Source organism: Streptomyces sp. NPDC005808, assembly GCF_042871385.1.
GTDB lineage: Bacteria > Actinomycetota > Actinomycetes > Streptomycetales > Streptomycetaceae > Streptomyces.
This window is the reverse complement of record NZ_JBIAIK010000010.1, coordinates 82975-109070: the sequence shown is the minus strand read 5'-3', so window position 1 is coordinate 109070 and position 26096 is coordinate 82975. Positions and strand designations below refer to the sequence as shown.

General features: G+C 69.9%; 24 protein-coding genes and 2 tRNA genes. 21 read left to right on the top strand and 5 right to left on the bottom strand.

Features of this window, described 5'->3' with window-relative positions:
- Positions 1-86: 86 nt before the first annotated feature.
- From ACFYPC_RS22810 to ACFYPC_RS22800, 3 genes are all read left to right on the top strand, one after another.
- A complete protein-coding gene (locus ACFYPC_RS22810; protein ID WP_388679117.1) occupies positions 87-521 on the top strand; it encodes a TIGR02611 family protein in 435 nt (144 codons plus the stop codon).
- An 81-nt stretch (positions 522-602) separates the two neighbouring features.
- Positions 603-677 (top strand) — tRNA-Val (locus tag ACFYPC_RS22805).
- A gap of 303 nt (positions 678-980) precedes the next feature.
- Entirely contained in the window at positions 981-1166 is a 186-nt protein-coding gene (locus ACFYPC_RS22800; RefSeq protein WP_388679115.1) for a hypothetical protein, read from the top strand.
- Between the two features lie 16 nt (positions 1167-1182).
- Here the strand turns inward: ACFYPC_RS22800 and ACFYPC_RS22795 are convergent, their stop codons facing one another.
- Entirely contained in the window at positions 1183-3576 is a 2394-nt protein-coding gene (locus ACFYPC_RS22795; protein WP_388679113.1) for an SCO7613 C-terminal domain-containing membrane protein, read from the bottom strand.
- A gap of 87 nt (positions 3577-3663) precedes the next feature.
- On the opposite strand from ACFYPC_RS22795, the gene ACFYPC_RS22790 reads away from it, so the two are divergent.
- Both ACFYPC_RS22790 and ACFYPC_RS22785 read left to right on the top strand, forming a co-directional pair.
- Positions 3664-4131, top strand: a complete 468-nt coding sequence (locus tag ACFYPC_RS22790) for an SRPBCC family protein (protein ID WP_388679110.1) — start codon at positions 3664-3666, stop codon at positions 4129-4131.
- A 53-nt stretch (positions 4132-4184) separates the two neighbouring features.
- Positions 4185-4256 (top strand) — tRNA-Val (locus tag ACFYPC_RS22785).
- A gap of 78 nt (positions 4257-4334) precedes the next feature.
- Here ACFYPC_RS22785 and ACFYPC_RS22780 read toward each other — a convergent pair.
- Positions 4335-5060 carry a 3'-5' exonuclease gene (locus ACFYPC_RS22780; RefSeq protein WP_388679107.1) on the bottom strand — a complete coding sequence of 242 codons (726 nt, stop codon included), beginning with the start codon at positions 5058-5060 and terminating at the stop codon, positions 4335-4337.
- A gap of 170 nt (positions 5061-5230) precedes the next feature.
- Here ACFYPC_RS22780 and ACFYPC_RS22775 point away from each other — a divergent pair, with 170 nt between their 5' ends.
- From ACFYPC_RS22775 to thrS, 3 genes are all read left to right on the top strand, one after another.
- Positions 5231-5797, top strand: a complete 567-nt coding sequence (locus ACFYPC_RS22775; protein ID WP_388679104.1) for a DUF4365 domain-containing protein — start codon at positions 5231-5233, stop codon at positions 5795-5797.
- On the top strand, positions 5794-7020 hold the full coding sequence (locus tag ACFYPC_RS22770; protein WP_388679102.1) for a hypothetical protein: 1227 nt from the start codon (positions 5794-5796) through the stop codon (positions 7018-7020). The genes ACFYPC_RS22775 and ACFYPC_RS22770 overlap by 4 nt, the downstream gene beginning before the upstream one ends.
- A gap of 105 nt (positions 7021-7125) precedes the next feature.
- Positions 7126-9102, top strand: coding sequence for a threonine--tRNA ligase (gene thrS, locus ACFYPC_RS22765; protein WP_388679099.1), 1977 nt, complete (start codon positions 7126-7128; stop codon positions 9100-9102).
- A 31-nt stretch (positions 9103-9133) separates the two neighbouring features.
- Here the strand turns inward: thrS and ACFYPC_RS22760 are convergent, their stop codons facing one another.
- A complete protein-coding gene (locus ACFYPC_RS22760; protein ID WP_388679096.1) occupies positions 9134-9790 on the bottom strand; it encodes a potassium channel family protein in 657 nt (218 codons plus the stop codon).
- 67 nt (positions 9791-9857) lie between these two features.
- Between ACFYPC_RS22760 and ACFYPC_RS22755 the strand changes: the two genes are divergently transcribed.
- Entirely contained in the window at positions 9858-10421 is a 564-nt protein-coding gene (locus ACFYPC_RS22755; RefSeq protein WP_388679094.1) for an HIT family protein, read from the top strand.
- A 305-nt stretch (positions 10422-10726) separates the two neighbouring features.
- Here ACFYPC_RS22755 and ACFYPC_RS22750 read toward each other — a convergent pair whose 3' ends face one another.
- Positions 10727-12394 carry a hypothetical protein gene (locus ACFYPC_RS22750; RefSeq protein ID WP_388679091.1) on the bottom strand — a complete coding sequence of 556 codons (1668 nt, stop codon included), beginning with the start codon at positions 12392-12394 and terminating at the stop codon, positions 10727-10729.
- A 175-nt stretch (positions 12395-12569) separates the two neighbouring features.
- Complete coding sequence (locus tag ACFYPC_RS22745) at positions 12570-14768, bottom strand: elongation factor G-like protein EF-G2 (protein WP_388679089.1); 2199 nt, start codon at positions 14766-14768, stop codon at positions 12570-12572.
- Positions 14769-14986: 218 nt separating this feature from the next.
- On the opposite strand from ACFYPC_RS22745, the gene pgsA reads away from it, so the two are divergent.
- From pgsA to secD, 12 genes are all read left to right on the top strand, one after another.
- Positions 14987-15715: a phosphatidylinositol phosphate synthase gene (gene pgsA / locus ACFYPC_RS22740; RefSeq protein WP_388679473.1), complete on the top strand. Its 729-nt coding sequence runs from the start codon at positions 14987-14989 to the stop codon at positions 15713-15715.
- Positions 15712-16671, top strand: coding sequence for a phosphatidylinositol mannoside acyltransferase (locus ACFYPC_RS22735; protein ID WP_388679086.1), 960 nt, complete (start codon positions 15712-15714; stop codon positions 16669-16671). The genes pgsA and ACFYPC_RS22735 overlap by 4 nt, the downstream gene beginning before the upstream one ends.
- Entirely contained in the window at positions 16668-17828 is a 1161-nt protein-coding gene (locus ACFYPC_RS22730; protein ID WP_388679084.1) for a glycosyltransferase family 4 protein, read from the top strand. Before ACFYPC_RS22735 ends, ACFYPC_RS22730 begins: the two co-directional genes overlap by 4 nt.
- Positions 17829-17950: 122 nt before the next feature.
- Positions 17951-18496: a hypothetical protein gene (locus ACFYPC_RS22725; protein ID WP_388679083.1), complete on the top strand. Its 546-nt coding sequence runs from the start codon at positions 17951-17953 to the stop codon at positions 18494-18496.
- A 141-nt stretch (positions 18497-18637) separates the two neighbouring features.
- Positions 18638-19561 carry a pyridoxal 5'-phosphate synthase lyase subunit PdxS gene (gene pdxS, locus ACFYPC_RS22720; RefSeq protein WP_384389175.1) on the top strand — a complete coding sequence of 308 codons (924 nt, stop codon included), beginning with the start codon at positions 18638-18640 and terminating at the stop codon, positions 19559-19561.
- 6 nt (positions 19562-19567) lie between these two features.
- Positions 19568-20173, top strand: a complete 606-nt coding sequence (gene pdxT, locus ACFYPC_RS22715) for a pyridoxal 5'-phosphate synthase glutaminase subunit PdxT (RefSeq protein ID WP_388679080.1) — start codon at positions 19568-19570, stop codon at positions 20171-20173.
- 73 nt (positions 20174-20246) lie between these two features.
- Positions 20247-20999: a YebC/PmpR family DNA-binding transcriptional regulator gene (locus ACFYPC_RS22710; protein WP_388679077.1), complete on the top strand. Its 753-nt coding sequence runs from the start codon at positions 20247-20249 to the stop codon at positions 20997-20999.
- Positions 21000-21104: 105 nt separating this feature from the next.
- The gene (gene ruvC / locus ACFYPC_RS22705) at positions 21105-21710 is read left to right on the top strand and encodes a crossover junction endodeoxyribonuclease RuvC (RefSeq protein WP_388679470.1); all 606 of its coding nucleotides are present in this window, start codon (positions 21105-21107) and stop codon (positions 21708-21710) included.
- Positions 21707-22315, top strand: a complete 609-nt coding sequence (gene ruvA / locus ACFYPC_RS22700) for a Holliday junction branch migration protein RuvA (protein WP_388679075.1) — start codon at positions 21707-21709, stop codon at positions 22313-22315. The genes ruvC and ruvA overlap by 4 nt, the downstream gene beginning before the upstream one ends.
- 85 nt (positions 22316-22400) lie before the next feature.
- Positions 22401-23471, top strand: coding sequence for a Holliday junction branch migration DNA helicase RuvB (gene ruvB, locus ACFYPC_RS22695; RefSeq protein ID WP_388679072.1), 1071 nt, complete (start codon positions 22401-22403; stop codon positions 23469-23471).
- A gap of 164 nt (positions 23472-23635) precedes the next feature.
- A complete protein-coding gene (gene yajC, locus ACFYPC_RS22690) occupies positions 23636-24187 on the top strand; it encodes a preprotein translocase subunit YajC (RefSeq protein ID WP_388679069.1) in 552 nt (183 codons plus the stop codon).
- A 141-nt stretch (positions 24188-24328) separates the two neighbouring features.
- On the top strand, positions 24329-26095 hold the full coding sequence (secD, locus tag ACFYPC_RS22685) for a protein translocase subunit SecD (RefSeq protein WP_388679066.1): 1767 nt from the start codon (positions 24329-24331) through the stop codon (positions 26093-26095).
- The last annotated feature ends 1 nt before the right edge of the window (position 26096 follow it).

Here is a 26096-nt window from a genome sequence, read left to right as displayed (position 1 = left end):
CCTTTACGTAACTCGTCCGGCCGAGAGTACGTTCGCCGGATAGGACCATTCCGGTGACTGGTTTCTCTCGGGTAGGGTTTGGCCGTATGAATACGGGGAGTGACGAGCCGGGCGAGATCGCCATGGCCGATGACGAGACGAAGGCTGAGCGACCGCTGGGTTCACGGGCGCCGCATTTCATCAAGGCGCGTCGCACGCTGCACCTGAGCTGGCAGGTGGGCGTTTTCATCGTGGGGCTCGCGGTGGTCGTCGCGGGCGTGATCATGCTTCCGCTGCCGGGTCCCGGTTGGCTGGTGATCTTCGGCGGCATGGCGATCTGGGCGACCGAGTTCGTCTGGGCGCAGCTCGTGCTCCGCTGGACGAAACGCAAAGTGACCGAGGCGACGCAGCGCGCGCTCGACCCCGAGGTGCGCCGCCGCAACATCATCCTCACGACGATCGGGCTCGTGATCATCGTGGCCCTCGTCGCCGTCTACGTCTGGAGGTTCGGTTTCGAGATGCCCTGGAACATCAAGGAGTGATGCTCCGCGTGCGGGGCCCTCGGTGACCCCTCGGCCGGTCGAAGCCACCGTCTGACATGGGGTAATGTTCTCCGTGCGCCCGGGCGATTAGCTCAGCGGGAGAGCGCTTCGTTCACACCGAAGAGGTCACTGGTTCGATCCCAGTATCGCCCACCACCGCGTCAGGCGGCCCGGTCCACGTACGACGTGGACCGGGCCGCCTTCGTCGTTTCTGCCTGGGGGCGTCCTGCCCCTGCAGTGTTGCCGGCTCGGAGCGGTTTCGGGAACTGGGTGGCAACGATCCGCTTCCAGGTTCGCTCGGCCTTTTGGTAGACGGTCCAGACCAGGGCACGGGTGGAAATCCGCTGGACGTATTCCAGAACGCCGTCACATTTCTTCGGAAGTACGACAAGAGAAGTGTGCTACTCCACTTCGAGAGCCAAAGGGAAACGTCCCCGAGTACCCGTCAGATCCGACACCATGTCACTTGTCTTCGGCATGAAGGAATTTGAGCAATCAGGCATCAAGCTCGAACAGGATTGGACCTGGGTCGAGTATTTCGCCCACCATCTGTGCCCCCGTCAGATCGGCAAGGTCTTCTTCGCTGAGGACGGACTCGGTTTCGAGGAGGCCGGTCCGACGGAGCGGTGGACCCGCTGGGGATGACGTGGAGGTGGGCCTGTCAGCGCATCCTTCCCAGTGCATCCCGCATTCGCCGCGCGTCCCGGATCCGCCGCTCGTACGTCGCACCCAGTGCGAGCAGCAGCAGACCGGCCAGTGCGGGAGGCGCCCAACGGGGGAGCGCGCCGGCCACCTGTGCGATGTACGGGGCGAGTTCGTGCAGCGCGTCCAAGGTGAGCACCGTGGCACCCAGCGCGAGGGGCGCCTGGAGGCGGTGCCGTGCGCCCACGAGGGTGACGGCGAGCGCCGCGACACCGAGTAGCAGCGGGCGCATCCAGTGGGCGTCGCCCCACGCCGCGAGGAGGCTCGGGACGAGGGTGACGGAGAGGCCCGGCCCGTACGCCGTCCACGACGAGACGCGGGTGTCGCGGCGCCGGATCACCCCGACGACCAGCGCCGGGACGGTCACCGGAAGGGTGTAGGCCTCCGGGGAGCCGACGTCCCAGGACGCAAGGCGCACCCAGGTGGCCACTACGAACAGGGCGGTCGCCGCGTAGCCGAAGGGGCGCCGGTCCTCTCGTACGGCGGTGCCCGCGGCGATCACTCCGCAGAGGGCCAGGACCAGGGCCAGCATCGGCGGATCGGTGACCGTGAGGCCGACGGCGAGCAGGGCGGCGACGGCTCCGGTGATCTCCATGGACGCGGTCGTCGGGGAGGCGGCGAGGCGCGCCGCGAGCAGCATGGCGGCTACGGGCACCATCAGGACGAGCAGCGCGGTCTGCTGCGGCTGCCAGCCGAGGGACGCCCCGACGGCGCACGTGAGGGCAGTGGCGTAGCCGAGCGAAGCCGGTGCGGCGACCGGGCCGAGGCTCGGGTGCCGGGCGGCGACCGCGAACAGGAGCGTCAGAGTTGCCAGGACGCTCAGAGTCGCCGGCCTGGAGGCCAGGGCGAGGAAGGCGAGGCTGAGAGAGGTGAGGAGGGAGAGGCAGAGGGCGACGAGAGGTACGGGTTCGGGAAGTGTCGGGAGCCGAGGAGACCCAAGTGTGAGCGCCGCGAGAGCCGCAGTCACCAGGAGCTGCGCCAACAGGCCGGCCGTATAGGGCAATTCAAAGGCTGCGGGGATGATGAGCACTGTTGCCCATACCAGGGTCAGCGCGCCGGCCAGGGCCTGCGGGCGCCGGGAGGCCGTGCCGCGGGCCGCCATCGCCAGGACGGCGGCGACCAGCGCGAGTACGAGAGGGGCCGTGGCCGCGTTCGGGGGCCAGGGCAGCTCGGTCGTCACCGCGTCGCGGACGGTCGGCGGCGAGGCGGACCATGCCCTGTCGACCCAGCCGACCGGACCCAGGAGGGCGACGACCACCGTGGACAGCGCCCACAGCACGGCCACGGCCTGCACGCAGGCAGAGGCCAGGGCGAGACCGTGCCGTACCGGCTCGGGAAAGCGGGTGCGCAGGGCCGTCAACAGGACGACACCGCACACCAGATAGCCGGGAACCGTCCAGGTCTCGGGCAGCGACGAGCGCAGGACGCCACCGGCACCGGCGACCGAGATCAGACCGCCGGTCAGCGCGATGCCGATGCCGACGCGCGCCTTCGGGGCGTGCCACGCCGCCGTCAGGGCGATCGCCGCGGCGAAGAGGAGGAGCGCCGCCGCACGGGCGACGGCGCTCGTGCCGGAGGCCGTCCAGGACAGCCAGCCGGCGGCCAGGGTGCCCCAGCCGCCCATGACGTAAGCGCCAGCGGTGGCGACGACGCAGACGGACTTCACGGGCGACCGGAGCGCGAGGGCGGTGTCGAACGCGGCCGTCAGCAGCAGCGCGGCCGTCACGGTGTGGGCGCCCGCGTCGGCCGCGCCCGCCCAGAGGAGCAGCGGGAGCTGGGCCGTGGCCGTTGCGAGCGGCAGGGGCAGGTGCAGCTGACCTGCCTGCGGAGGCGAGTGCAGCGCGCCGAGCGTCAGCCCGTACGCCGCCCACACCACGGCGAGTACCGTCGACGCCACGGCTGCGTACCCGAGGCCGTCCGTTTCCGTGAACGCCACCTCGTACAGCGCGTAGGCGTCAAGGACCGTCAGCGCGAGACCCAGCCCCGCCGCCGACTCCGCGGTCGAGCGCAGCCCCCGCCTGAGGAGCGGTGCGGGTGCGCCGAGCGCGGCCAGCGTCACCGCGCCCAGCACCAGGGCCCGTCCGGCGATCCCCAGGTGGCCCCAGCTGACCAGGGTGAAGGCGATCGCGGCGACGGTCAGCAGCACGCCGCCGAGGATCAGAAGCACGTTCTGGACGCTGTGCCCCGCCGTCTCGGGCTTGCGTACGGCGGCGGGCCGGGGTGCGGGTACCGGATACAGCGCGTGGATCAGCCACGCGCGGCGGGCCAGCAACTGGGCCCGGCGTGCGTCGAGTTGCCGCAGCTCGGTGTCGAGGAACCGCAACTCCTCGGCCGCGGGCGGGATATGGGTCATGCCGAGGAGTGTGGTCCCGGCCACGTTCCCCGGCATGAGTGCGCATACTCAGGCGGTACTCATCTCCCGGGCGGGCACACTCCGTAGATGGACTGGAACCGTTACCGTTTCCGCAGCGTGTGGGACCTGCCGGCGCCGCCGACCGACGTGTACGTCGCGCTGGAGCAGGCCGAGGAGTACCCGCGCTGGTGGCCGCAGGTGCGGGAGGTGACCCGCCTCGACGGGCACAGCGGTGTCATCCGGATCCGCTCGGCCCTGCCGTACGACATCACGTTCACCGGGCAGGAGGTGTGCCGCGATCCGGAGGGCGGCGTCCTGCAGATCTCGATGTCCGGCGACATCGACGGGTGGGCGCGCTGGACGCTCACCGCCGACGGGACCGGTACCCGGGCCCGGTACGACCAGGTGGCCGAGGTGAACAAGCCGCTGCTGCGGCGGTTCGCCGTGCCCGGCCGGCCCGTCTTCCGTGCCAATCACACGCTGATGATGCGGGCGGGGCGGCGCGGACTCAGGGCATATCTGGAAGCTCGGGGCGCACACCAGAACGCGGTGTGACCGAAGCGGTTTGAACGACAGCCGCCGAGACCTGTATTGTTCGGTGCGTTCCCGGGCGATTAGCTCAGTGGGAGAGCGCTTCGTTCACACCGAAGAGGTCACTGGTTCGAACCCAGTATCGCCCACCCGGAGACAGCCGGTCCGTCACAGACGGACCGGTTTTTTCGTTGTCCGTGGCATACGCCCTTTTCGCTGTCCGTGGCCTACGCCGCCGCCTGCAGGTCGGGGCGCAGCGGCCACGCCGGATCCACCGCCTCCTCCGAGCCACTGCGCGCGAACCACGCCTGCAGGCCGCGCGCCTGGGCCGCGTGCCACAGGGCCTGGAGGGTGTGCAGTTCGGCCGGGGACAGCCGCTCCAGGCGGGCCGGGAAACGGCGCCCGACCGCCCGTACGACATCCATGGAGGCCAGTGCGTCGGCCGCCGCGTCGTGCGCGCCCTCCAACTCCACGCCGTAGTGCGCGCAGAGGTCGGTGAGCGTGCGCCGGCCTTTGCGATAGCGGTCCAGGTGTTTGTCGAGGACCCGGGGGTCGAGCACGCGCAACGGCTTCGCCTCGAACCAGTGGTCGAGGGACGAAGCGCGATGTCGGCGCAACTCCCGGTCCAGCAAGGTCAGATCGAAGGGAGCGTTCATCACCACGAGCGGGCGGCCCGCCGCGGCCTGTTCGGCAAGCTCCCTCGCTATCTCGTCCACCACGGGCGACGGCCAGCGGCCGTTGCGCTGCAGATGCTCATCCGTCAGCCCGTGCACCGCCGTCGCCCCCGCGGGCACCGGCACTCCCGGGTTCACCAGCCACCGGGTCACCCGGGGACGGGTGCCCGGAGCATCCTGGACGACGACGGCGGCCGACACGATCCGGTCGGTCTCGACGTCCACGCCCGTGGTCTCCGTGTCGAACGCGGCCAAGGGGCCCTCGTACCAGCACGTCATACGAACACAACTCCTCGTTCACCCAAGGCAGCTGACGCGCCGTCTTCTGCCAATTTGGTGATACCCGGGCTGTTTGCGCCGTACGCCGGGAGGAGACAACAGAGATACGGGTCTTCGCAGTTCAGCGGCCCGTCGCGGGGATACACCTGGTTTGGAAGGCTGTTGGACTCATGGCACTCGCGCAGCCCGAACGGGGCGGGCTGCTGCCCCAGCGCACAGCACCCCACAGAGGCTCACTCGCTACCACCGCCTGCATGGAGACACTGCAGGTGGGCTATCTGCACGCCGTCGCGGCAGCCGCAGGCTGCTCACTGTCCCAGCCGTTTCCCGACAATGGCATCGACTGGCACGTCAGCCACAGCGCCCCCGGGCACACGGTCGACGACGAAGTCACCATCAAGGTGCAGCTCAAGTGCACGTACCAGATACCGCCGAACCCGCCGGGCCCCGCCTTCTCCTTCATGCTCGACAACGCCCACCTGGAGAAGCTGGCCCGCACCCCGGTCTCGGTGCACAAAATACTGGTCGTGATGCTGGTGCCCAGATCCCAGGACGAATGGCTGCGAGCCAGCCACGACCGCCTCGACCTGCGGCACTGCTGCTACTGGATCAACCTCGCCGGTCACCCCGTCACCGGCCGGCGCAGGACCACCGTCCGCATACCGACCGCGCGCATCTTCGACGACAGGGCGCTCTGCGAGATGATGACGCGGATCGGGACGGGAGGAAAACCGTGACGCACCGCCCGATCGACGAAGTACTGCGGCCGGTGAGGCCGCATCCGGCCGAAGCCCACTGGAGCGAACCGCCCGAGCCCGACAAGGTCGACCCCGTCGTGCTCGGCGCGCTGCTGCAGAGGCACGGCTGGCAACGGCGCGGCGGGGCGCCGGGACGGTACGGCCGCTGGACCCCACCCGGGCCCGGCGGCGGCGGTACGAGCCTGCTCGTACCGGAAAGCCGGGCCTTCCCCGACAGCGACGACCTGCTCGGCGAGGCACTCCTCGCGCTCTCCCGCAGCGCGTCGCCCTCCGCGCGCGACGTCCTCATCGCGCTCGCCGTACCCAGCGACGAGATTCGCTGGTGGCGTGACGTGCCGACCGGACCGGTGGGCGCCACGCCCTGGACCGTCGAGGAACAACTGCGCGCCGCCGCCCGCCAGATGCTGCTGGCCGGAGCACTGGCCACGCGCGCGCGTGCGGGCTACTACGGCGCCCGCCACCGCAGGCCCGCCGTCGCCTCCCTGGAGAGCGTCTTGGTCGGCGCCGAGCCCGGCGGACGCCAGCTCACCGCCTTCGTGCCCGTCGCCACCGGGCGCCCCTTCGCCGTACGCCTGCACCAGGCGCTGTACGCCGCCCGCGAGGCCATCGACTACCAGCGCGCCACCGGCGGCATGGACGCCTTCGACGCGGCCGTCGAGGCAGGCGTCAGCCGCGAGCTCACGGAAGCCCTGGTGGCCCTCGTACGCGGTACGGAGGGCGCACGGATCGCCGTGGAGTGGGCGCCCGCGGCCGGCGTCCCCGAAGGCTGCGCCGCCCCCACCGAGCCGGTCGAGTTCTCGCCCGGCGACCTGCCCGTGCTGCGTGAGGCCGGGGCCCGCTTCCTGAGCGGGGAGCCGTCCGTGCCGGTGCGCATTACGGGCGCCGTCGTACGGATGCGCAGGTCCGGGCCGCGCGGCGAGGGCACCGTACGGCTCAAGGTCGTCGCCGGAGCGGACGTCCCGCACGTCCGGATGACGCTCGACGAGGAGGCGTACCGGATAGCGGGCCACGCCCATCTGGTCGGGCTGCCGGTGCGGGTGCACGGGCGGCTGGAGAGCCGGGGCGGCTTCCGCCGGCTGACGGACGCCTCAGGGGTCGTACCGGTCCAGGTCGACGAGGCCGAGCGGGACCGGCTGATGAAGTCGCTCCAGGAGACCGCCGAGATCACGGCCTTCTTCGAGGAGGCGGGCAGCGGGGACTGAGAGGGGGTGGCGGTTAACCGTTTAGCGAACGGGACCCGAGGCTCGGTACGATTCCTGTCTGCGTACGCGGCCGTGTACGCGCCCACCTCAGTCAGGAGAAGACCGGTGTCAGATGTCCGTGTGATCATCCAACGCGATTCCGAGCGGGAAGAGCGCGTGGTGACGACGGGCACTACGGCAGCCGACCTCTTCGACGGCGACCGCACCATCGTCGCGGCCCGCGTCGGCGGTGAGCTGAAGGACCTGGCGTACGCGGTGCGGGACGGCGAGGAGATCGAGCCTGTCGAGATCTCCTCCGAGGACGGTCTCAACATCCTGCGCCATTCCACCGCGCACGTCATGGCGCAGGCCGTGCAGGAGCTCTTCCCCGAGGCCAAGCTGGGCATCGGCCCGCCGGTCAAGGACGGCTTCTACTACGACTTCGACGTCGAGAAGCCCTTCCATCCCGATGACCTCAAGGCCATCGAGAAGAAGATGCAGGAGATCCAGAAGCGCGGCCAGCGCTTCTCCCGCCGTGCGGTCACCGACGAGGCCGCCCGCGAGGAGCTGGCGTCGGAGCCGTACAAGCTGGAACTCATCGGCATCAAGGGCGCCGCGTCCTCGGACGACGGGGCGGACGTCGAGGTGGGCGGCGGCGAGCTGACCATCTACGACAACCTCGACGCCAAGACCGGCGAGCTGTGCTGGAAGGACCTCTGCCGCGGTCCCCACCTGCCCACCACCCGCTACATCCCGGCGTTCAAGCTGATGCGCAACGCCGCCGCGTACTGGCGCGGCAGCGAGAAGAACCCCATGCTCCAGCGCATCTACGGCACCGCGTGGCCGTCCAAGGACGAGCTGAAGGCGCACCTCGACTTCCTCGCCGAGGCCGAGAAGCGTGACCACCGCAAGCTGGGCAGCGAGCTGGACCTGTTCTCCATCCCCGAGCAGATCGGCTCCGGCCTCGCCGTCTTCCACCCCAAGGGCGGCGTCGTGCGCCGGGTCATGGAGGACTACTCGCGCCGCCGGCACGAGGAAGAGGGCTACGAGTTCGTCTACACACCGCACGCCACCAAGGGGAAGCTCTTCGAGACCTCGGGCCACCTGGACTGGTACGCCGACGGCATGTACCCGCCCATGCAGCTCGACGAGGGCGTGGACTACTACCTCAAGCCCATGAACTGCCCGATGCACAACCTGATCTTCGACGCGCGCGGCCGTTCCTACCGTGAACTGCCGCTGCGGCTCTTCGAGTTCGGGACCGTGTACCGGTACGAGAAGTCGGGCGTCGTGCACGGCCTGACCCGCGCGCGCGGCTTCACGCAGGACGACGCGCACATCTACTGCACCAAGGAGCAGATGGCGGACGAGCTCGACAAGACGCTCACCTTCGTCCTGAACCTGCTGCGCGACTACGGCCTGACCGACTTCTACCTGGAGCTGTCGACCAAGGACCCCGAGAAGTTCGTCGGCTCCGACGAGGTCTGGGAGGAGGCCACCGAGACGCTGCGCAAGGTGGCCGAGAAGCAGGGCCTCCCGCTGGTCCCGGACCCGGGCGGCGCCGCGTTCTACGGCCCGAAGATCTCCGTCCAGACCAAGGACGCCATCGGCCGCACCTGGCAGATGTCGACCGTGCAGCTCGACTTCAACCTGCCGGAGCGCTTCGACCTGGAGTACACCGGCCCCGACGGCTCCAAGCAGCGCCCGGTGATGATCCACCGCGCCCTCTTCGGTTCGATCGAGCGCTTCTTCGCGGTGCTCCTGGAGCACTACGCGGGCGCGTTCCCGGCCTGGCTGGCCCCGGTCCAGGCGATCGGCATCCCGATCGGCGACGCGCATGTCGAGTACCTGGAGAAGTTCGCCGCCGAGGCGAAGCGGAAGGGCCTGCGCGTCGAGGTCGACTCGTCCTCCGACCGTATGCAGAAGAAGATCCGCAACGCGCAGAAGCAGAAGGTGCCCTTCATGGTCATCGCGGGCGACGAGGACATGGCGGCCGGTGCCGTCTCCTTCCGCTACCGCGACGGCTCGCAGGAGAACGGCATCCCCCTCGACGAGGCGATCGCCAAGATCGCGAAGGTGGTCGAGGAGCGGACGCAGGTCTGATCCCCGTCATCGAGGCCCCCGGGAAGCTGCTTCAGCTCCTCGGGGGCTTCTCGTCGCCCTCACTCGAGAACACCTGCAGCAGCCACGACGAGAACGACCCCGTCACGGCGCCGAGAAGCGCGAGACCACACGCCATCAGCCCGACCGCGATCGTCCGCCCGGCCGGCGTCACCGGAGCCACATCCCCGTACCCGACCGTCGCGAGAGTCGCGCAGGTCCACCACACCGCGTCGCCGAAGGTGCGTATCGTCGCGCCCGGCGCCGCATGCTCCTGCTGGTAGACGGCGAGGGCACCCGCGAACCCGAGCAGCGTGACGGACAGGCCCGCGTACACGATCACCCGCGAGTACAGCGCGAGCCGGGGCTCTCCACGCCGACGCTGCACGGCCTCGTAGACCTTGACGACGCGCAGCGGGCGCAGCAGCGGCAGGACCACGACCACGGTGTCCAGCCAGTGTCTCCGTACGAACCGGGGCCCCTGTCCGCTCAGCCGCCAGCGCACGGCGTAGTCGACGACGAACACAGCCCAGCAGGCGAACAGAACGGCGAGGCAGATGTCCCGCCGGCCGGTGGGCAGACCGTGGGCCAGGACGCGGACCGCGTACGCGGCGAGGTACAGCACCGAGGCCAGACCGAGCGGGATCTCGGTGAGCCGTTCCCAGCGGTCCTTACTGCTGTCGTCGTCCATCGCCCCAGCTTGGCCGTGGACCCTTTTGTTCGGCACCCGCCGACACGCCGCGAACGGGCGAAGCAATATGCTGCATCTCATGACGAGTGAGCCGGAGCAGCAGATCGGAGTGGGTACCCAGGACGCGTTCCAGCGCCTGTGGACGCCCCATCGGATGGCTTACATCCAGGGTGAGAACAAGCCCACCGGCCCCGGCGCCGACGACGGCTGCCCGTTCTGCTCGATCCCTGCCAAGTCCGACGAGGACGGGCTCATCGTCAGGCGCGGCGAGCAGGTGTACGCGGTGCTCAACCTCTACCCGTACAACGGCGGCCATCTCATGGTCGTGCCCTACCGGCATGTAGCGGACTACACCGATCTGACCGACCCGGAGACCGCCGAACTCGGCGAGCTGACCAAGCAGGCGATGACCGCCCTCCGTACGGCCTCAGGCGCCCACGGCTTCAACATCGGAATGAACCAGGGCACAGTGGCCGGCGCCGGCATCGCCGCCCACCTCCACCAACACCTCGTCCCCCGCTGGGGCGGCGACACGAACTTCATGCCGGTGGTCGGCCACACCAAGGTCCTGCCCCAACTCCTGGCAGACACCCGCAAGATGCTGGCGGAGGCGTGGCCGACAACGGCCTGAAACGACACGACGGCAAAGAAGACTGCGAGCCGTGAGTCGTAGCCCGGGAACCCGCACCCGTACGACGGCGGAGGGAAGACGGCCGCCGCCCGACAGCCGAGGGACGTGTGGAGCCGCCGCCCGACGACGGAAGGGGACGTGCCGGAACGTCCGCCCGCAGCGGCTGGCGCGTCAACGCCGGTTCCTCGATAGGCAACCGATTCCGCGCCAGACCGAGGACGGATGCTCCGGCACGGCCCCGACCCACGACAAACCGCAGGCGCCCCCCCCGCACACCCCCGTCACCAGCCACAAGCCACCAGCCGCTACGCGTCGTACACATCAGCCTTCCGAGGCATCGGATCCTGCACCGCGGTGCTCAGGAACGAAGACCGGTTCCCGAACGGCTCCGTGTCGACGCCGTTCTCCTCGAGCACCTTGATCGCGGCGGAGTGCACCACGCGCAGCACCGGCGCCGCGGCGCGCAGGGCGTCGTCGGCCATGAACCGGTGCCGCCACGGCTGATCGGCCCAGGCGTGCCGCAGCCCGAACGGCTCGGGAAGCACCAGGGTGCCGCCGAGCCAGTTGAGGAGCGGCGGATACCAGGTCAGGGGAGCGCGGGCCGCAAGCCGTACGACCTCGTCGGTGGTGACCAGCGGCAGATTCACCTTCCGGGTCTCCCAGAACTTGACCGCCTTCGCGACCTCCTTCGTGGGTGCCTCGGGCTTGCTGGTGAACAGGGAGTTAACCGGTCCCAGCGCATGCCCGGTGACCTCGATACGCAGCGTCTGGTGCAGCACGGTCACGGTGATCAGCATGGTGATGACCAACTGGCCGTCCCACAGGGTCCACTGGACCCCGAGATAGTGCCGGTCGCCACTGCCGAACTGCTGCTTGTTGCAGATGTCCTGTATGGCGTGGGTCTTGATCGTGTACGCGTCCACGTCCGTACCGCCCGGCCGCGACACCGCCTTGGCGTTCTCACCGATCGGCGTCACGATCCAGTGCTTGATCGTCGGCTTGGTGAAGCCGCCGGTGTTGAGCGGGCCGCGCTCCAGCATGCGGAGCTGGTCGTGGATGGACCGGATGACGTCCCAACTGCGGAACGGGTGGATCTCCTTGTTCGCGTCGCGCGCCACCAGCTCCTCGGCGAGCTGCCAGCTGCCCCACCGGGTGCCCATGCCGAGTATCCCCTTGGGCCCGGCGTAGAAGACGGAGTTGGACTGCTGCTCGGCGCCGAGCCGAGCCAGCTCCTGACGCAGCCGCTCGGCCGCGGACTCGCCGGGGCTGCCGGGCACCGCCTCGGGGATCTTCGCGCCGATGGCGCCGCCGGACAGCAGGCTGCCCCAGCGCTCGCGCAGGTCCTTGGCGGTGCGCTCGCAGATCTGCTTGGCCCAGAGCCAGCCGACGACCGGGAGGATGATCGACGCACGCGCATACCAGGCCCAGAAACCCGTGAACGGCATCTTGAGCAGGAAGAGCACGGCGAGGGCGCCGACGGCGACCAGGAGTGTGGTGGCGAGGGCGGAGGCCCGCTTGTCCTCCTGCCTGGCGATGGTGGACCGGATCTGGAAGACGAGCAGCCATATCAGCAGCCCGGGCAGGAAGAGCACACCGCACAGCACCATCACGGCCGACAGCCAGTTGTCGCGCTCCCTGCGGATGCGGTTCGCCGCGAGGCAGTGCTCCACCACGACCTGCGGTTCGGTGCCGAAGGACTGGATGAGCGGCTTGCGTCCGGCACCGAGCATCCGGTCCTGCACCGCCCGCGCGAAGGCCTCGCCCAGGTTCGGCGAGAAGAGCTTGATCCGCGGGGGTTTGACGGTCGACTTGTGCCATTCGTTGTCGGCCTTGAGGATCTCCTCGACCCCGCTGTCCCGGTATGACGCCGAGGCGAGGGCATAGGTCGCGGCCGTCTGTCCCTCGGAGCCCGAGAGCGGCACCTGCGCCCCAGGAGTGAAATCGAATCCGTCGAACGCCACTTCCGCCCCCATCGCCGCTGTCCGCTGCTGCGGCCTTTCCCGACTTCCGTGCCTCGCACACCTGTTGATCAGGTCATCGTCTTGATCAGGTTCTCAGAGTATCCGCCGGGACCGACATTCGTCGGCGGACGACCGAAGCCGTCCGCCGACGCGAAGGGAAACCGGACCACTCCTGGGAGTTCCTCAACTACGAAGCGTCCCGCGCCTGTTCACGAACCCTCTCGGCGATCTGAGGCGGCATCGGCTCGTGCCGCGCGTAACTCCGGCTGAAGCGCGCGGTCCCATGCGAGAGGGAACGCAGATCGACGGCGTACCGCCCGATCTCGATCTCCGGCACCTCGGCCCGTACGAGCGTGCGCCCGCCACCCGCCTGCTCGGTCCCGACGACCCGGCCGCGCCGCCCCGACAGGTCGCTCATCACGGCGCCCACATAGTTGTCGCCGACCATGACGGTCACCTCGGCCACCGGCTCCAGGAGATGGATCCTGGCGTCGGCCGCGGCCTCGCGCAGGGCGAGCGCGCCCGCGGTCTGGAACGCGGCGTCGGAGGAGTCCACGGAGTGCGCCTTGCCGTCGCGCAGGGTGATCCGGATGTCGATGAGCGGATGGCCGGCGGCCACCCCCTTGGCCGCCTGGGCGCGTACGCCCTTCTCGACGGACGGGATGAACTGCCGCGGCACCGCGCCGCCGACGACCTTGTCCACGAACTCGATACCGGAGCCGTTCGGCAGCGGCTCGACCTCGATCTCGCAGATCGCGTACTGGCCGTGCCCGCCGGACTGCTTCACATGGCGTCCGCGACCGGCGGCCCGGTCCGCGAACGTCTCCCGCAAAGAGACCTTGTACGGGATCACGTCGACCTGGACGCCGTAGCGGTTGCGCAACCGCTCAAGGGCGACGTCCGCGTGGGCCTCGCCCAGGCACCACAGGACGACCTGGTGGGTGTTCTGGTTCTGCTCCAGGCGCATCGTGGGGTCCTCGGCGACCAGCCGGCCCAGGCCCTGCGAGAGCTTGTCCTCGTCTGCCTTGCTGTGTGCCTGGATGGCGAGCGGCAGCAGCGGGTCCGGCATCTGCCAGGGCTCCATCAGCAGCGGGTTGTCCTTGGCAGAGAGGGTGTCGCCGGTCTCGGCCCGGTTCAGCTTCGCCACGCACGCCAGGTCGCCCGCGATGCAGTGTGTGAGGGCCCGCTGCTGCTTGCCGAAGGGCGCGGACAGGGCGCCGACCCGCTCGTCGACATCATGGTCCTCGTGGCCACGGTCGGTCAGCCCGTGCCCGGAGACGTGCACCGTCTCGTCGGGGCGCAGGGTGCCCGAGAAGACCCGTACCAGCGAGACACGGCCCACGTAGGGGTCGGACGCGGTCTTCACGACCTCGGCGACCAGCGGCCCGTCCGGGTCGCAGGCGCTGACCTCGCGCGCCTTGCCGTCCGGCGTGGTGACCGTGGGTGCCTCGCGCTCCAGGGGGGTCGGGAAACCGCCCGTGACGAGTTCGAGGAGTTCGACCGTACCGAGGCCCTGGCGGGCGCCGTCAGCGGCAGGCGCGGCGGCCAGCACCGGGTGGAAGGCCCCGCGCGCCACGGCCCGCTCCAGGTCCTGGACCAGCGTCTTGAGGTCGATCTCCGCGCCGCCGAGATAGCGGTCCATGAGGGTCTCGTCCTCACTCTCGGCGATGATCCCCTCGATCAGCCGATTGCGCGCCTCCTCGATGAGCGGCAGCTGATCAGGGCCGGGCTCGGCCTCCTTGCGCTCGCCGGAGGAGTAGTCGAACAGGCGCTGCGACAGCAGCCCGATCAGCCCGGTCACGGGTGCGTGCCCGTCCGGCCCCGGTGCGCCGCGGAGGGGCAGATACAGGGGCAGTACGGCGTCGGGGTCGTCCGCGCCGAATGCCTCCGCGCATCTCCGCGTCATCTCGTCGAAGTCCGACCGGGCGGATTCGAGGTGGGTGATCACGATGGCCCTGGGCATGCCGACGGCCGCGCACTCCTCCCACACCATCCGGGTCGAGCCGTCCACCCCGTCCGAGGCCGAGACGACGAAGAGGGCCGCGTCCGCCGCTCGCAGACCGGCCCTCAGTTCCCCGACGAAATCGGCGTATCCGGGGGTGTCAAGAATGTTGATCTTGTATCCGTCCCATTCGACGGGTACCAGGGAGAGCTGCACCGAGCGCTGCTGCCGGTGCTCGATCTCGTCGTAGTCGGAGACGGTGCCGCCGTCCTCCACGCGGCCCGCCCGGTTCACCGCTCCCGCGGTCAGCGCGAGAGCCTCCACCAAAGTCGTCTTGCCCGATCCGCTGTGGCCGACCAGCACCACATTCCGTACGGACGCGGGGTGGTCGGCCGCCGTAGCCCTGCCGGCGGCTCCGGGGTGTGCATTCGCCTTGTCGCCCATGGCCTTGCCTCCCGTGCACGGTGAGGTCACTGTGGGCGCGGACATGCGGATCCGCGTGCGGTGGCGGCTCCGGTGACGCCCGCGGTGTCTTCGAGCTTTCCACTCGCGTCACGGTGCGTCCATACAGCGGACGTGATCGCGCCAGGAGACCGGCGTGAGCACGTCGGGACGAGGTGGCGCGGGTGCCCGGCCATCGCACAAGCGCGCGCGTGGCTACGATGGGCCAGCCGGTGGCCAGCAGGGGCCGCGCGGCGACACCGACCCTCGGGAAGGCCATGCTGAACAAGTACGCGCGTGCATTCTTCACGCGTGTCCTCACACCGTTCGCCGCGTTTCTCATCCGCCGGGGGGTAAGCCCCGACACGGTCACCCTCCTGGGTACGGCCGGAGTGGTGGCGGGCGCGCTGGTCTTCTTCCCCCGCGGAGAGTTCTTCTGGGGCACGATCGTGATCACGCTCTTCGTGTTCTCGGACCTCGTCGACGGGAACATGGCGCGCCAGCTCGGCCGCACCAGCCGCTGGGGTGCCTTCCTGGACTCGACGCTCGACCGGGTCGCCGACAGCGCGGTCTTCGGCGGCTTCGCGCTCTGGTACGCGGGCAGCGGCGACAACAACGTCCTGTGCGCCGTCTCGATCTTCTGCCTGGCCAGCGGGCAGGTGGTCTCGTACACCAAGGCCCGTGGCGAGTCCATCGGTCTGCCGGTCGCGGTCAACGGACTGATCGAGCGCGCCGAGAGGCTGGTGATCTCACTGGTCGCGGCGGGCCTCGCGGGCTTCCACAAGTTCGGTGTGCCCGGCATCGACGTACTGCTGCCCATCGCTCTGTGGATCGTCGCCGTCGGCAGCCTGGTCACGCTGATCCAGCGCGTGGTGACGGTGCGCAGGGAGTCCGCGGAGGCGGACGCCGCGGCCGCGGCCGAGGCCCGGAGCAGCGGGACCCCGTCGTGAGCGGTCTCCAGGACCGGCTGACGGACGGGGCGTACGCGCTCGGCTGGAGCACCGTCAAGAAGCTCCCCGAGCCGGTCGCTGTGCGGCTGGGCCGGACCATCGCCGACATCGCATGGAAGAAACGCGGCAAGGGCGTACGGCGTCTCGAGAGCAACTACGCGCGCGTGGTGCCCGACGCGACCCCGGAGCGGCTCGCCGAACTCTCCAGGGCGGGCATGCGCTCGTATCTGCGCTACTGGATGGAGTCCTTCCGCCTTCCGGCGTGGAGCGAGGAGCGCGTGAAGACGGGCCTCGAGGTGAAGGACGTCCACCACCTCACCGACGGGATCGCCTCCGGCAAAGGTGTGATCCTGGCCCTGCCGCACATGGGCAACTGGGATCTCGCGGGTGCCTGGGTCACCACCAAGCTCGCGACCCCCTTCACCACCGTCGCCGAACGGCTCAAGCCCGAGTCGCTGTACGACCGTTTCGTCGCCTATCGCGAGGGTCTCGGCATGGAGGTCCTGCCGCACAGCGGCGGCACCGCGTTCGGCACGCTGGCCCGCCGGCTGCGCGACGGCGGGCTGGTCTGTCTGGTCGCCGAGCGCGATCTGTCCGCGTCCGGCGTCGAGGTCGAGTTCTTCGGCGAGGCGACCCGGATGCCCGCCGGGCCGGCGCTGCTGGCCCAGCAGACCGGTGCCCTGCTCCTTCCCGTGACGCTCTGGTACGACGACTCGCCCGTGATGCAGGGCCGTGTACACCCCCCTGTCGAGGTCCCTGAGGCAGGCACCCGGGCCGAAAAGACGTCTGCCATGACACAGGCGCTGGCCGACGCCTTCGCCACCGGGATCGCCGACCATCCGGAGGACTGGCACATGCTCCAGCGCTTGTGGCTCAAGGACCTCGATCCTGAGAGGGACCCCCAGAATGGGCCCGATCAGGGTCCTCGGCAGTATCCAGAGAAGGGGTCCCCGTGAGGATCGGCATCGTCTGCCCGTACTCCTGGGATGTGCCGGGCGGCGTCCAGTTCCACATCCGTGATCTGGCCGAGCACCTCATCCGCCTCGGACACGAGGTGTCCGTCCTCGCCCCCGCGGACGACGAGACCCCCTTGCCGCCGTACGTCGTCTCGGCGGGCCGAGCGGTTCCCGTGCCGTACAACGGCTCGGTGGCCCGGCTGAACTTCGGCTTCCTGTCGGCGGCCCGGGTGCGGCGTTGGCTGCACGACGGCACCTTCGACGTGATCCACATCCACGAACCGGCCTCGCCGTCGCTGGGTCTGCTGGCCTGCTGGGCCGCACAGGGCCCGATCGTCGCCACCTTCCACACCTCCAACCCGCGCTCCCGGGCGATGATCGCCGCGTACCCGATCCTGCAGCCCGCCCTGGAGAAGATCCGCGCGCGGATCGCGGTGAGCGAGTACGCGCGCCGCACCCTGGTCGAGCACCTGGGCGGCGACGCGGTCGTCATCCCGAACGGCGTCGACGTCGACTTCTTCGCCCGCGCCAAGCCCAAGGCCGAGTGGCAGGGCGAAACCCTCGGCTTCATCGGCCGGATCGACGAGCCCCGCAAGGGCCTGCCCGTCCTCATGAAGGCCCTGCCGAAGATCCTGGCGGAGCGCCCGCGGACCCGGCTCCTGGTCGCGGGGCGCGGCGACGAGAAAGAGGCCGTCGAGGACCTGCCGGCGGAGATGCGTGCGCGGGTCGAGTTCCTCGGCATGGTCAGCGACGAGGACAAGGCACGCTTCCTGCGCAGTGTCGACGTGTACGTGGCGCCCAACACCGGCGGCGAGAGCTTCGGGATCATCCTGGTGGAGGCCCTTTCGGCGGGGGCGCCGGTGCTGGCCTCCGACCTGGACGCGTTCACGCAGGTGCTGGACCAGGGAGCGGCCGGCGAGCTGTTCACCAACGAGGACGCGGACGCACTGGCCGCCTCCGCCGTACGGCTCCTCGGCGATCCCGCGCGTCGCGCGGAGCTGCGCGAGCGGGGGAGCGCGCATGTACGGCGGTTCGACTGGTCGACCGTCGGGGCGGACATCCTGTCCGTGTACGAGACGGTGACGGACGGGGCGGCGGCCGTGGCCGCCGATGAACGCACGGGGCTGCGGGCGCGGTTCGGGCTGGCTCGGGACTGAGGGAGACGAGCTGAGGGGGGTGGACACGTCCGCCCCTCCCAGGAAGTGCACAGTTCGCTTTTCCAACTGCCCGTGTCCGGGGCCTCGAAGAGCTCAGCCCATGCACAGGTAGCCTTCCGCCCGTGACCCCAACCCTGATCTGGATCCTCGTCGGCCTTGTCGCGATCGGCCTCTACCTGAGCTGGACCGCGGGCCGGCTCGACCGGCTGCACGCCCGGATCGACGCGGCACGCGCCGCCCTCGACGCGCAACTCCTGCGCCGGGCCTCGGTCGCCCAGGAACTGGCCACGTCCGGAGTGCTCGATCCGGCCGCGTCGATCGTGCTGTACGAGGCGGCGCACGCGGCCCGGCAGGCCGAGGAGGAGCAACGTGAGGTGGCCGAGAGCGACCTGAGCCAGGCGCTGCGGGCCGTGTTCGGGGAGGTTCAGCAGGTCGAGGCCGTGCGGTCCGCGCCCGGGGGCGAGGAGGCCGCCGGGGAGCTGGCCCAGGCGGTTCGGCGGGTACCGATGGCCCGGCGCTTCCACAACGACGCCGTACGGGCCGCCCGGGCGCTCCGCGAGCACCGTGCGGTCCGCTGGTTCCATCTGGCCGGGCACGCGCCGTTTCCGCTGGCCTTCGAGATGGACGACGAGGCCCCGGTGGCACTGGCGGACCGTCCGACGAGCTGAGCCCGGGGCTCCTGGGGGTTCTGCGCCCCCGCGGGCGCAGAAAAATGAGCCACCGCCTCCCCATTGGCCCTTGCTGTGGCCTGGTTCACTCGCGTTTCCTCGGTAGTGCAGCAACCCTCTTTCACCGAGTGAGGTCAACCCGTGTCCAGCACGCTCTCCAACTCCGCACAGCCCACCGAAACCACTGCGACCGGCACCGCGCGCGTGAAGCGCGGCATGGCCGAGCAGCTCAAGGGCGGTGTGATCATGGATGTGGTCAACGCCGAGCAGGCGAAGATCGCCGAGGACGCGGGCGCCGTCGCCGTCATGGCCCTGGAGCGCGTCCCGGCCGACATCCGCAAGGACGGCGGCGTGGCCCGCATGTCGGACCCGACCATGATCGAGGAGATCATCGACGCGGTCTCGATCCCGGTCATGGCCAAGTCCCGTATCGGCCACTTCGTCGAGGCCCAGGTGCTCCAGTCCCTCGGCGTCGACTACATCGACGAGTCCGAGGTCCTCACCCCGGCCGACGAGGTCAACCACTCCGACAAGTGGGCGTTCACGACCCCCTTCGTGTGCGGCGCCACCAACCTGGGCGAGGCCCTGCGCCGCATCGCCGAGGGTGCCGCCATGATCCGCTCCAAGGGCGAGGCCGGCACCGGCAACGTCGTCGAGGCCGTCCGCCACCTGCGCCAGATCAAGAACGAGATCGCCAGGCTGCGCGGCTACGACAACAACGAGCTGTACGCCGCCGCGAAGGAGCTGCGCGCACCGTACGAGATCGTCAGGGAGGTCGCCGAGCTGGGCAAGCTGCCGGTCGTGCTGTTCTCCGCCGGTGGTGTCGCGACCCCCGCCGACGCCGCGCTGATGCGCCAGCTCGGTGCCGAGGGCGTCTTCGTCGGCTCCGGCATCTTCAAGTCCGGCGACCCGGCCAAGCGCGCCGCCGCCATCGTGAAGGCCACTACCTTCTACGACGACCCGAAGATCATCGCGGACGCGTCCCGCAACCTGGGCGAGGCCATGGTCGGCATCAACTGCGACACCCTCCCCGAGGCCGAGCGCTACGCGAACCGTGGCTGGTAGTCACCCATGAGCACTCCTGTCATAGGCGTCCTGGCTCTCCAGGGTGACGTACGGGAGCACCTGATCGCCCTGGCCGCGGCGGATGCCGTGGCCAGGCCGGTGCGGCGCCCCGAGGAACTCGCCGAGGTCGAGGGTCTGGTCATCCCCGGCGGCGAATCCACCACCATCTCCAAACTGGCCGTCCTGTTCGGCCTGATGGAACCCCTCCGCGCGCGCGTGCGGGCCGGTATGCCGGTCTACGGCACCTGCGCGGGCATGATCATGCTCGCCGACAAGATCCTCGACCCGCGCTCGGGCCAGGAGACCATCGGCGGCATCGACATGATCGTGCGCCGCAACGCCTTCGGCCGTCAGAACGAGTCCTTCGAGGCGGCGGTCGACGTCACGGGCGTCGACGGCGATCCTGTGGAGGGCGTCTTCATCCGTGCTCCCTGGGTCGAGTCCGTGGGCGCCGAGACCGAGGTGCTCGCGGAGCACGAGGGCCACATCGTCGCCGTACGGCAGGGCAGTGCGCTCGCCACGTCGTTCCACCCCGAACTGACCGGGGACCACCGCGTGCACGCCCTGTTCGTCGACATGGTGCGCGCGAACCGGACACCGGAGTCCTTGTAGGATCTGGGGATCCCCCAGGCTCCAAAAGCCCGGGGAGTTCGTACGGGATGGGTTACGCGAAGGAGACAGGCAGATGTCCGGCCACTCTAAATGGGCTACGACGAAGCACAAGAAGGCCGTGATCGACGCCAAACGCGGCAAGCTCTTCGCGAAGATGATCAAGAACATCGAGGTCGCGGCCCGCACGGGCGGCGCCGACGTGTCCGGCAACCCGACGCTGTTCGACGCCATCCAGAAGGCCAAGAAGAGCTCGGTCCCGAACAAGAACATCGACTCCGCGGTCAAGCGTGGCGCCGGTCTCGAAGCCGGTGGCGCCGACTACGAGACGATCATGTACGAGGGTTACGGCCCGAACGGTGTGGCGGTGCTCATCGAGTGCCTCACCGACAACCGCAACCGAGCCGCCTCGGACGTCCGCGTCGCCATGACCCGCAACGGCGGCAACATGGCAGACCCGGGCTCCGTCTCCTACCTCTTCCACCGCAAGGGCGTCGTGATCGTCCCCAAGGGTGAGCTGAGCGAGGACGACGTCCTGGGTGCCGTGCTCGACGCGGGAGCCGAGGAGGTCAACGACCTCGGTGACTCCTACGAGGTCGTCTCCGAGGCCACCGACCTGGTCGCGGTGCGCACCGCGCTCCAGGGGGCGGACATCGACTACGACTCCGCCGAGGCGAACTTCGTCCCGACCATGCAGGTCGAGCTCGACGAAGAAGGCGCCCGGAAGATCTTCAAGCTGATCGACGCCCTCGAGGACAGCGACGACGTGCAGAACGTCTTCGCCAACTTCGACGTGAGCGACGACGTCATGGCGAAGGTCGACGCCTGAGGCGCTGACAGCGGAACGGGCCGACGGGACACACCCCGTCGGCCCGTCGCTTTGTCAGCGGCACCCGATAGCCTGCACAAACAGGCAAGCGAAAGAGGGGGCTTGGTGCTGGTACTGGGTGTTGACCCCGGGCTCACGCGGTGCGGTGTCGGTGTCGTCGAAGGTGTCGCCGGCCGGCCCCTCACCATGCGCGGCGTCGGAGTCGTACGCACCCCGGTGGACGCCGAGTTGGGACAGCGCCTCGTCGCCATCGAGCAGGGCATCGAGCAGTGGCTCGACGAGTACAAGCCCGAATTCGTCGCCGTGGAGCGGGTGTTCAGCCAGCACAACGTCCGTACGGTGATGGGCACCGCCCAGGCCAGCGCGGTCGCCATGCTCTGCGCCGCCCGGCGCGGCATCCCGGTCGCTCTGCACACCCCGAGCGAGGTCAAGGCGGCCGTCACCGGCCAGGGCCGCGCGGACAAGGCCCAGGTCGGGGCGATGGTCACCCGCCTCCTGCGGCTGGACGCGCCCCCGAAGCCCGCCGACGCCGCCGACGCCCTCGCCCTCGCCATCTGCCACATCTGGCGCGGGCCCGCCCAGAGCCGGCTCCAGCAGGCCGTCGTGCAGAACCGGCTCCAGCAGGCCCACGCCCTGCACGCATCGAAACAGGCAGCGCCAGCAGCGTCTCAGCCCGTATCGCCACCCGCATCGAAAGGCCGTACCGCATGATCGCCTTCGTCAGCGGCCCGGTCGCCGCCCTCGCCCCCGACTCGGCGGTTCTCGAGGTCGGCGGCATCGGCATCGCCGTCCAGTGCACGCCCAACACGCTCTCCGGTCTGCGCATGGGGCAACCCGCGAAGCTCGCCACCTCCCTCGTCGTACGCGAGGACTCACTGACCCTGTACGGCTTCGTGGACGACGACGAGCGGGGGACCTTCGAGCTGCTCCAGACCGCGAGTGGCGTCGGTCCCCGGCTCGCCCAGGCGATGCTCGCCGTGCACACGCCGGACGCCCTGCGCCGCGCGGTGTCCACCGGCGACGAGAAGGCACTCATGGCCGTCCCCGGCATCGGCAAGAAGGGCGCGCAGAAGCTCCTCCTGGAGTTCAAGGACCGGCTCGGCGCGCCCGTCGGCACCGGCACCGTAATCGGCGCCCCGGTCAGCACCGGCTGGCGCGACCAGCTGCACGCCGCGCTGATCGGCCTCGGGTACGCGACGCGGGAGGCCGACGAGGCGGTCTCCGCGGTCGCTCCGCAGGCCGAGGCCACCGAGGGCACCCCGCAGGTCGGCCGACTGCTGAAGGCCGCCCTGCAGACCCTGAACCGCGCCCGCTGACCCGGCGGCCCCCGACGGCTACGCCACGGGCCGGACCCCGGATGCGGAACCCGGCCCACCTACGATCACCCGCGAGGCACACGCAATGAACTGGGACGACCCGACCGACGAAGCCGCCGACGAGCGGCTCGTCGGAGCGTCCGCCGACCGCGAGGACCAGGCTGTCGAGGCCGCGCTGCGCCCCAAGGACCTGGGCGAGTTCATCGGCCAGGAGAAGGTCCGCGAGCAGCTCGACCTCGTGCTGCGTGCCGCACGCGCGCGCGGCGCCACCGCCGACCACGTGCTGCTCTCGGGCGCTCCCGGACTCGGCAAGACCACCCTCTCGATGATCATCGCGGCCGAGATGGAAGCCCCCATCCGCATCACCAGCGGCCCCGCCATCCAACACGCAGGAGATCTCGCCGCGATCCTCTCCTCGCTCCAGGAGGGCGAGGTGCTGTTCCTCGACGAGATCCACCGCATGTCCCGTCCCGCCGAAGAGATGCTCTACATGGCGATGGAGGACTTCCGCGTCGACGTCATCGTCGGCAAGGGACCCGGCGCCACCGCCATCCCGCTCGAACTGCCGCCCTTCACCCTGGTCGGCGCCACCACGCGCGCGGGACTGTTGCCCCCGCCGCTGCGCGACCGCTTCGGCTTCACCGCGCACATGGAGTTCTACGAACCCGCCGAGCTGGAGCGGGTCATCCACCGCTCGGCGAACCTGCTCGACGTCGAGATCGACACCGTGGGGGCCGCCGAGATCGCGGGCCGCTCCAGGGGCACCCCCCGTATCGCCAACCGCCTGCTGCGTCGCGTACGGGACTACGCGCAGGTCAAGGCCGACGGCTTCATCACGAAGGACATCGCCTCGGCGGCTCTCGCCGTGTACGAGGTGGACGCGCGCGGCCTCGACCGCCTGGACCGCGGAGTGCTCGAAGCCCTGCTCAAGCTCTTCGGCGGCGGTCCGGTCGGCCTGTCCACGCTCGCGGTCGCGGTGGGGGAGGAGCGTGAGACCGTGGAGGAGGTCGCCGAGCCCTTCCTCGTACGGGAGGGACTACTCGCCCGTACTCCCCGTGGCCGGGTGGCGACACCGGCCGCGTGGGCACATCTCGGACTCACCCCGCCCCACCAGTCAACCGGCGGAAACGGACAACAGGACCTGTTCGGGACGTGACGGCGCTGGTCCGGCGCGGGGAAGGAACCCCGGTGCCATGCTGAGCGTTGTTCCATCAGTGCGGACTCGCTTAGACTCCGCCGATGCCGCCCTTGTCGGCGGTGCACACACCCCCATCCAATAGGCCGCTCACCATCGCGGTCGACTGAAGGAAGTTCCGACCCGTGAGTCTCGTGACCCTCCTCCCGTTCATCGTGCTCATCGGGGCGATGTTCCTGATGACCCGCTCGGCCAAGCGCAAGCAGTCAGCGGCCGCGCAGATGCGCAATGAGATGCAGCCCGGCACCGGCGTCCGCACGATCGGCGGCCTGTACGCGACGGTGAAGGAGGTCAACGAGGAGACGGTCCTTCTTGACGCGGCCCCCGGCGTGGACCTCGTCTTCGCCAAGAACTCCATCGGCGCCGTCCTGTCCGACGACGAGTACAACCGCATCGTCCACGGCGTCGAGCACGACCTGAAGTCCGATGGCACCGTCGTCCCGGACGACGCGTCCTCCCTCACCGAGACCGACGAGCCCGCCGCCGACGCCTCTTCCGACGCTTCCGACGACAAGCCCATCGACCTCGGCAAGAAGGACGCCGTGGACGAGCCCGCCGCCGAGCCCGCCGACGCGAAGGCCGACGAGCCCGCGGAGGCCAAGGCTGACGAGCCCGCGGAGGCCAAGGCCGACGAAGCTGAGCCGAAGAAGACCGACGGCGAGTCCGACGCGAAGTAGGCACACCCCCAGGCCGCGGCGCGATCCGCTCGCGCCCCGCCGCCGAGGGGATGTGCGGTTCTCGCACGGAATCGCGACACCATGTCATGGCCGCCCGCGCGCTCACCCGGCGTGAGGCGGCCCGAGAGGGAGTACGAGAAGGTGGCAGCACCGAAGAAGGGCCGGAGCACGAGCGCCCAGAGCAGGCCGGGGCGCTCGCTGGCCCTCATCCTGATCGCCATCGTGGCGCTCACCGGGGGGATGTTCCTCTCCGGGCACACCACTCCGCGTCTCGGCATCGACCTCGCCGGCGGCACGAGCATCACGCTCACGGCGAAGAACGAACCGGGCCAGCCCAACGCGATCAACAAGACCAACATGGACACCGCGGTCGACATCATGAACCGCCGTGTCAACGGTCTTGGCGTCTCCGAGGCAGAGGTCCAGACCCAGGGCGACAAGAACATCATCGTCAACATCCCCAAGGGCACGAACTCCGAGCAGGCCCGGGAGCAGGTCGGCACCACCGCCAAGCTTTACTTCCGTCCCGTCCTGGCCACCGAGGTCTCCGGGACCGACGCGTCGGCCAGCCCGTCCCCGAGCACGTCCAGCAGTGCTTCGAGCACTCCTTCCAGCAGTGCCTCCGAAGAAGCCACCGACGGGACGGCCTCCGCCACCCCGTCGGCCACGGCGACCTCCCAGGGCCGTGCCGTCACAGACGCCCTGAAGGCCGACACCACGCCCTCGGCGACCAGCTCGGCCGACGCCTCGGCCGAGGCCAGTCCCTCGCCGTCGGCGACCGAGAGCGTGGATGCCGCGACCGCCAAGCTCCAGGCGGAGTACACCGCGCTCGACTGCACCGACAAGTCGGCCCGCGCCGCGGCCGGCGACGGCGCCAAGTCCACCGACTCCACCGTGGCCTGCGGTCAGAACTCCTCCGGCCAGTGGCAGAAGTACGTGCTCGGCCCGGCCGCCGTGTCGGGCACCGACATCAAGTCGGCCGACGCGGTCTTCGACACCCAGGGTGCCGCGGGCTGGAAGGTCACCATGGACTTCACGTCCGGTGGCTCCAAGAAGTTCGCCGACATCACCGGTCAGCTCGCGCAGAACACGACCCCGCAGAACCAGTTCGCCATCGTCCTGGACGGTGAGGTCGTCTCCGATCCGTACGTCAGCCAGGCGCTGACCGGCGGCAGTGCGGAGATCTCCGGCACCTTCGACCAGACCGAGGCGCAGGACCTGGCGAACATGCTGAAGTACGGCGCCCTGCCGCTCACCTTCACGGAGTCCAGCGTCACCACGGTGACCGCTCCGCTCGCCGGAGAGCAGCTGCATGCCGGTCTGATCGCGGGCGGCATCGGCCTGGCCCTGGTCGTCCTCTACCTGGTGGTCTACTACCGAGGCCTGTCGATCATCGCCATCGCCTCGCTGCTGGTCTCCGCCGTCCTCACGTACGTGATCATGTCGCTGCTCGGCCCTGCCATCGGGTTCGCCCTGAACCTGCCGGCTGTCTGTGGTGCGATCGTCGCGATCGGAATCACGGCGGACTCGTTCATCGTGTTCTTCGAGAGAATCCGGGACGAGATCCGTGAAGGGCGCTCGCTGCGCCCGGCCGTCGAGCGTGCCTGGCCGCGCGCCCGGCGCACCATCCTGGTCTCCGACTTCGTGTCGTTCCTCGCCGCCGCGGTGCTCTTCATCGTCACCGTCGGCAAGGTCCAGGGCTTCGCGTTCACGCTCGGCCTGACCACACTGCTCGACGTGGTCGTCGTCTTCTTCTTCACCAAGCCGCTGATGACGATCCTCGCCCGCAAGCAGTTCTTCGCGAGCGGCCACAGCTGGTCCGGTCTCGACCCGAAGCGACTGGGCGCCAAGCCGCCACTGCGCCGCACCCGTCGCCCCTCCGCCCCCGTCGACACGAAGGAGGCGTGAG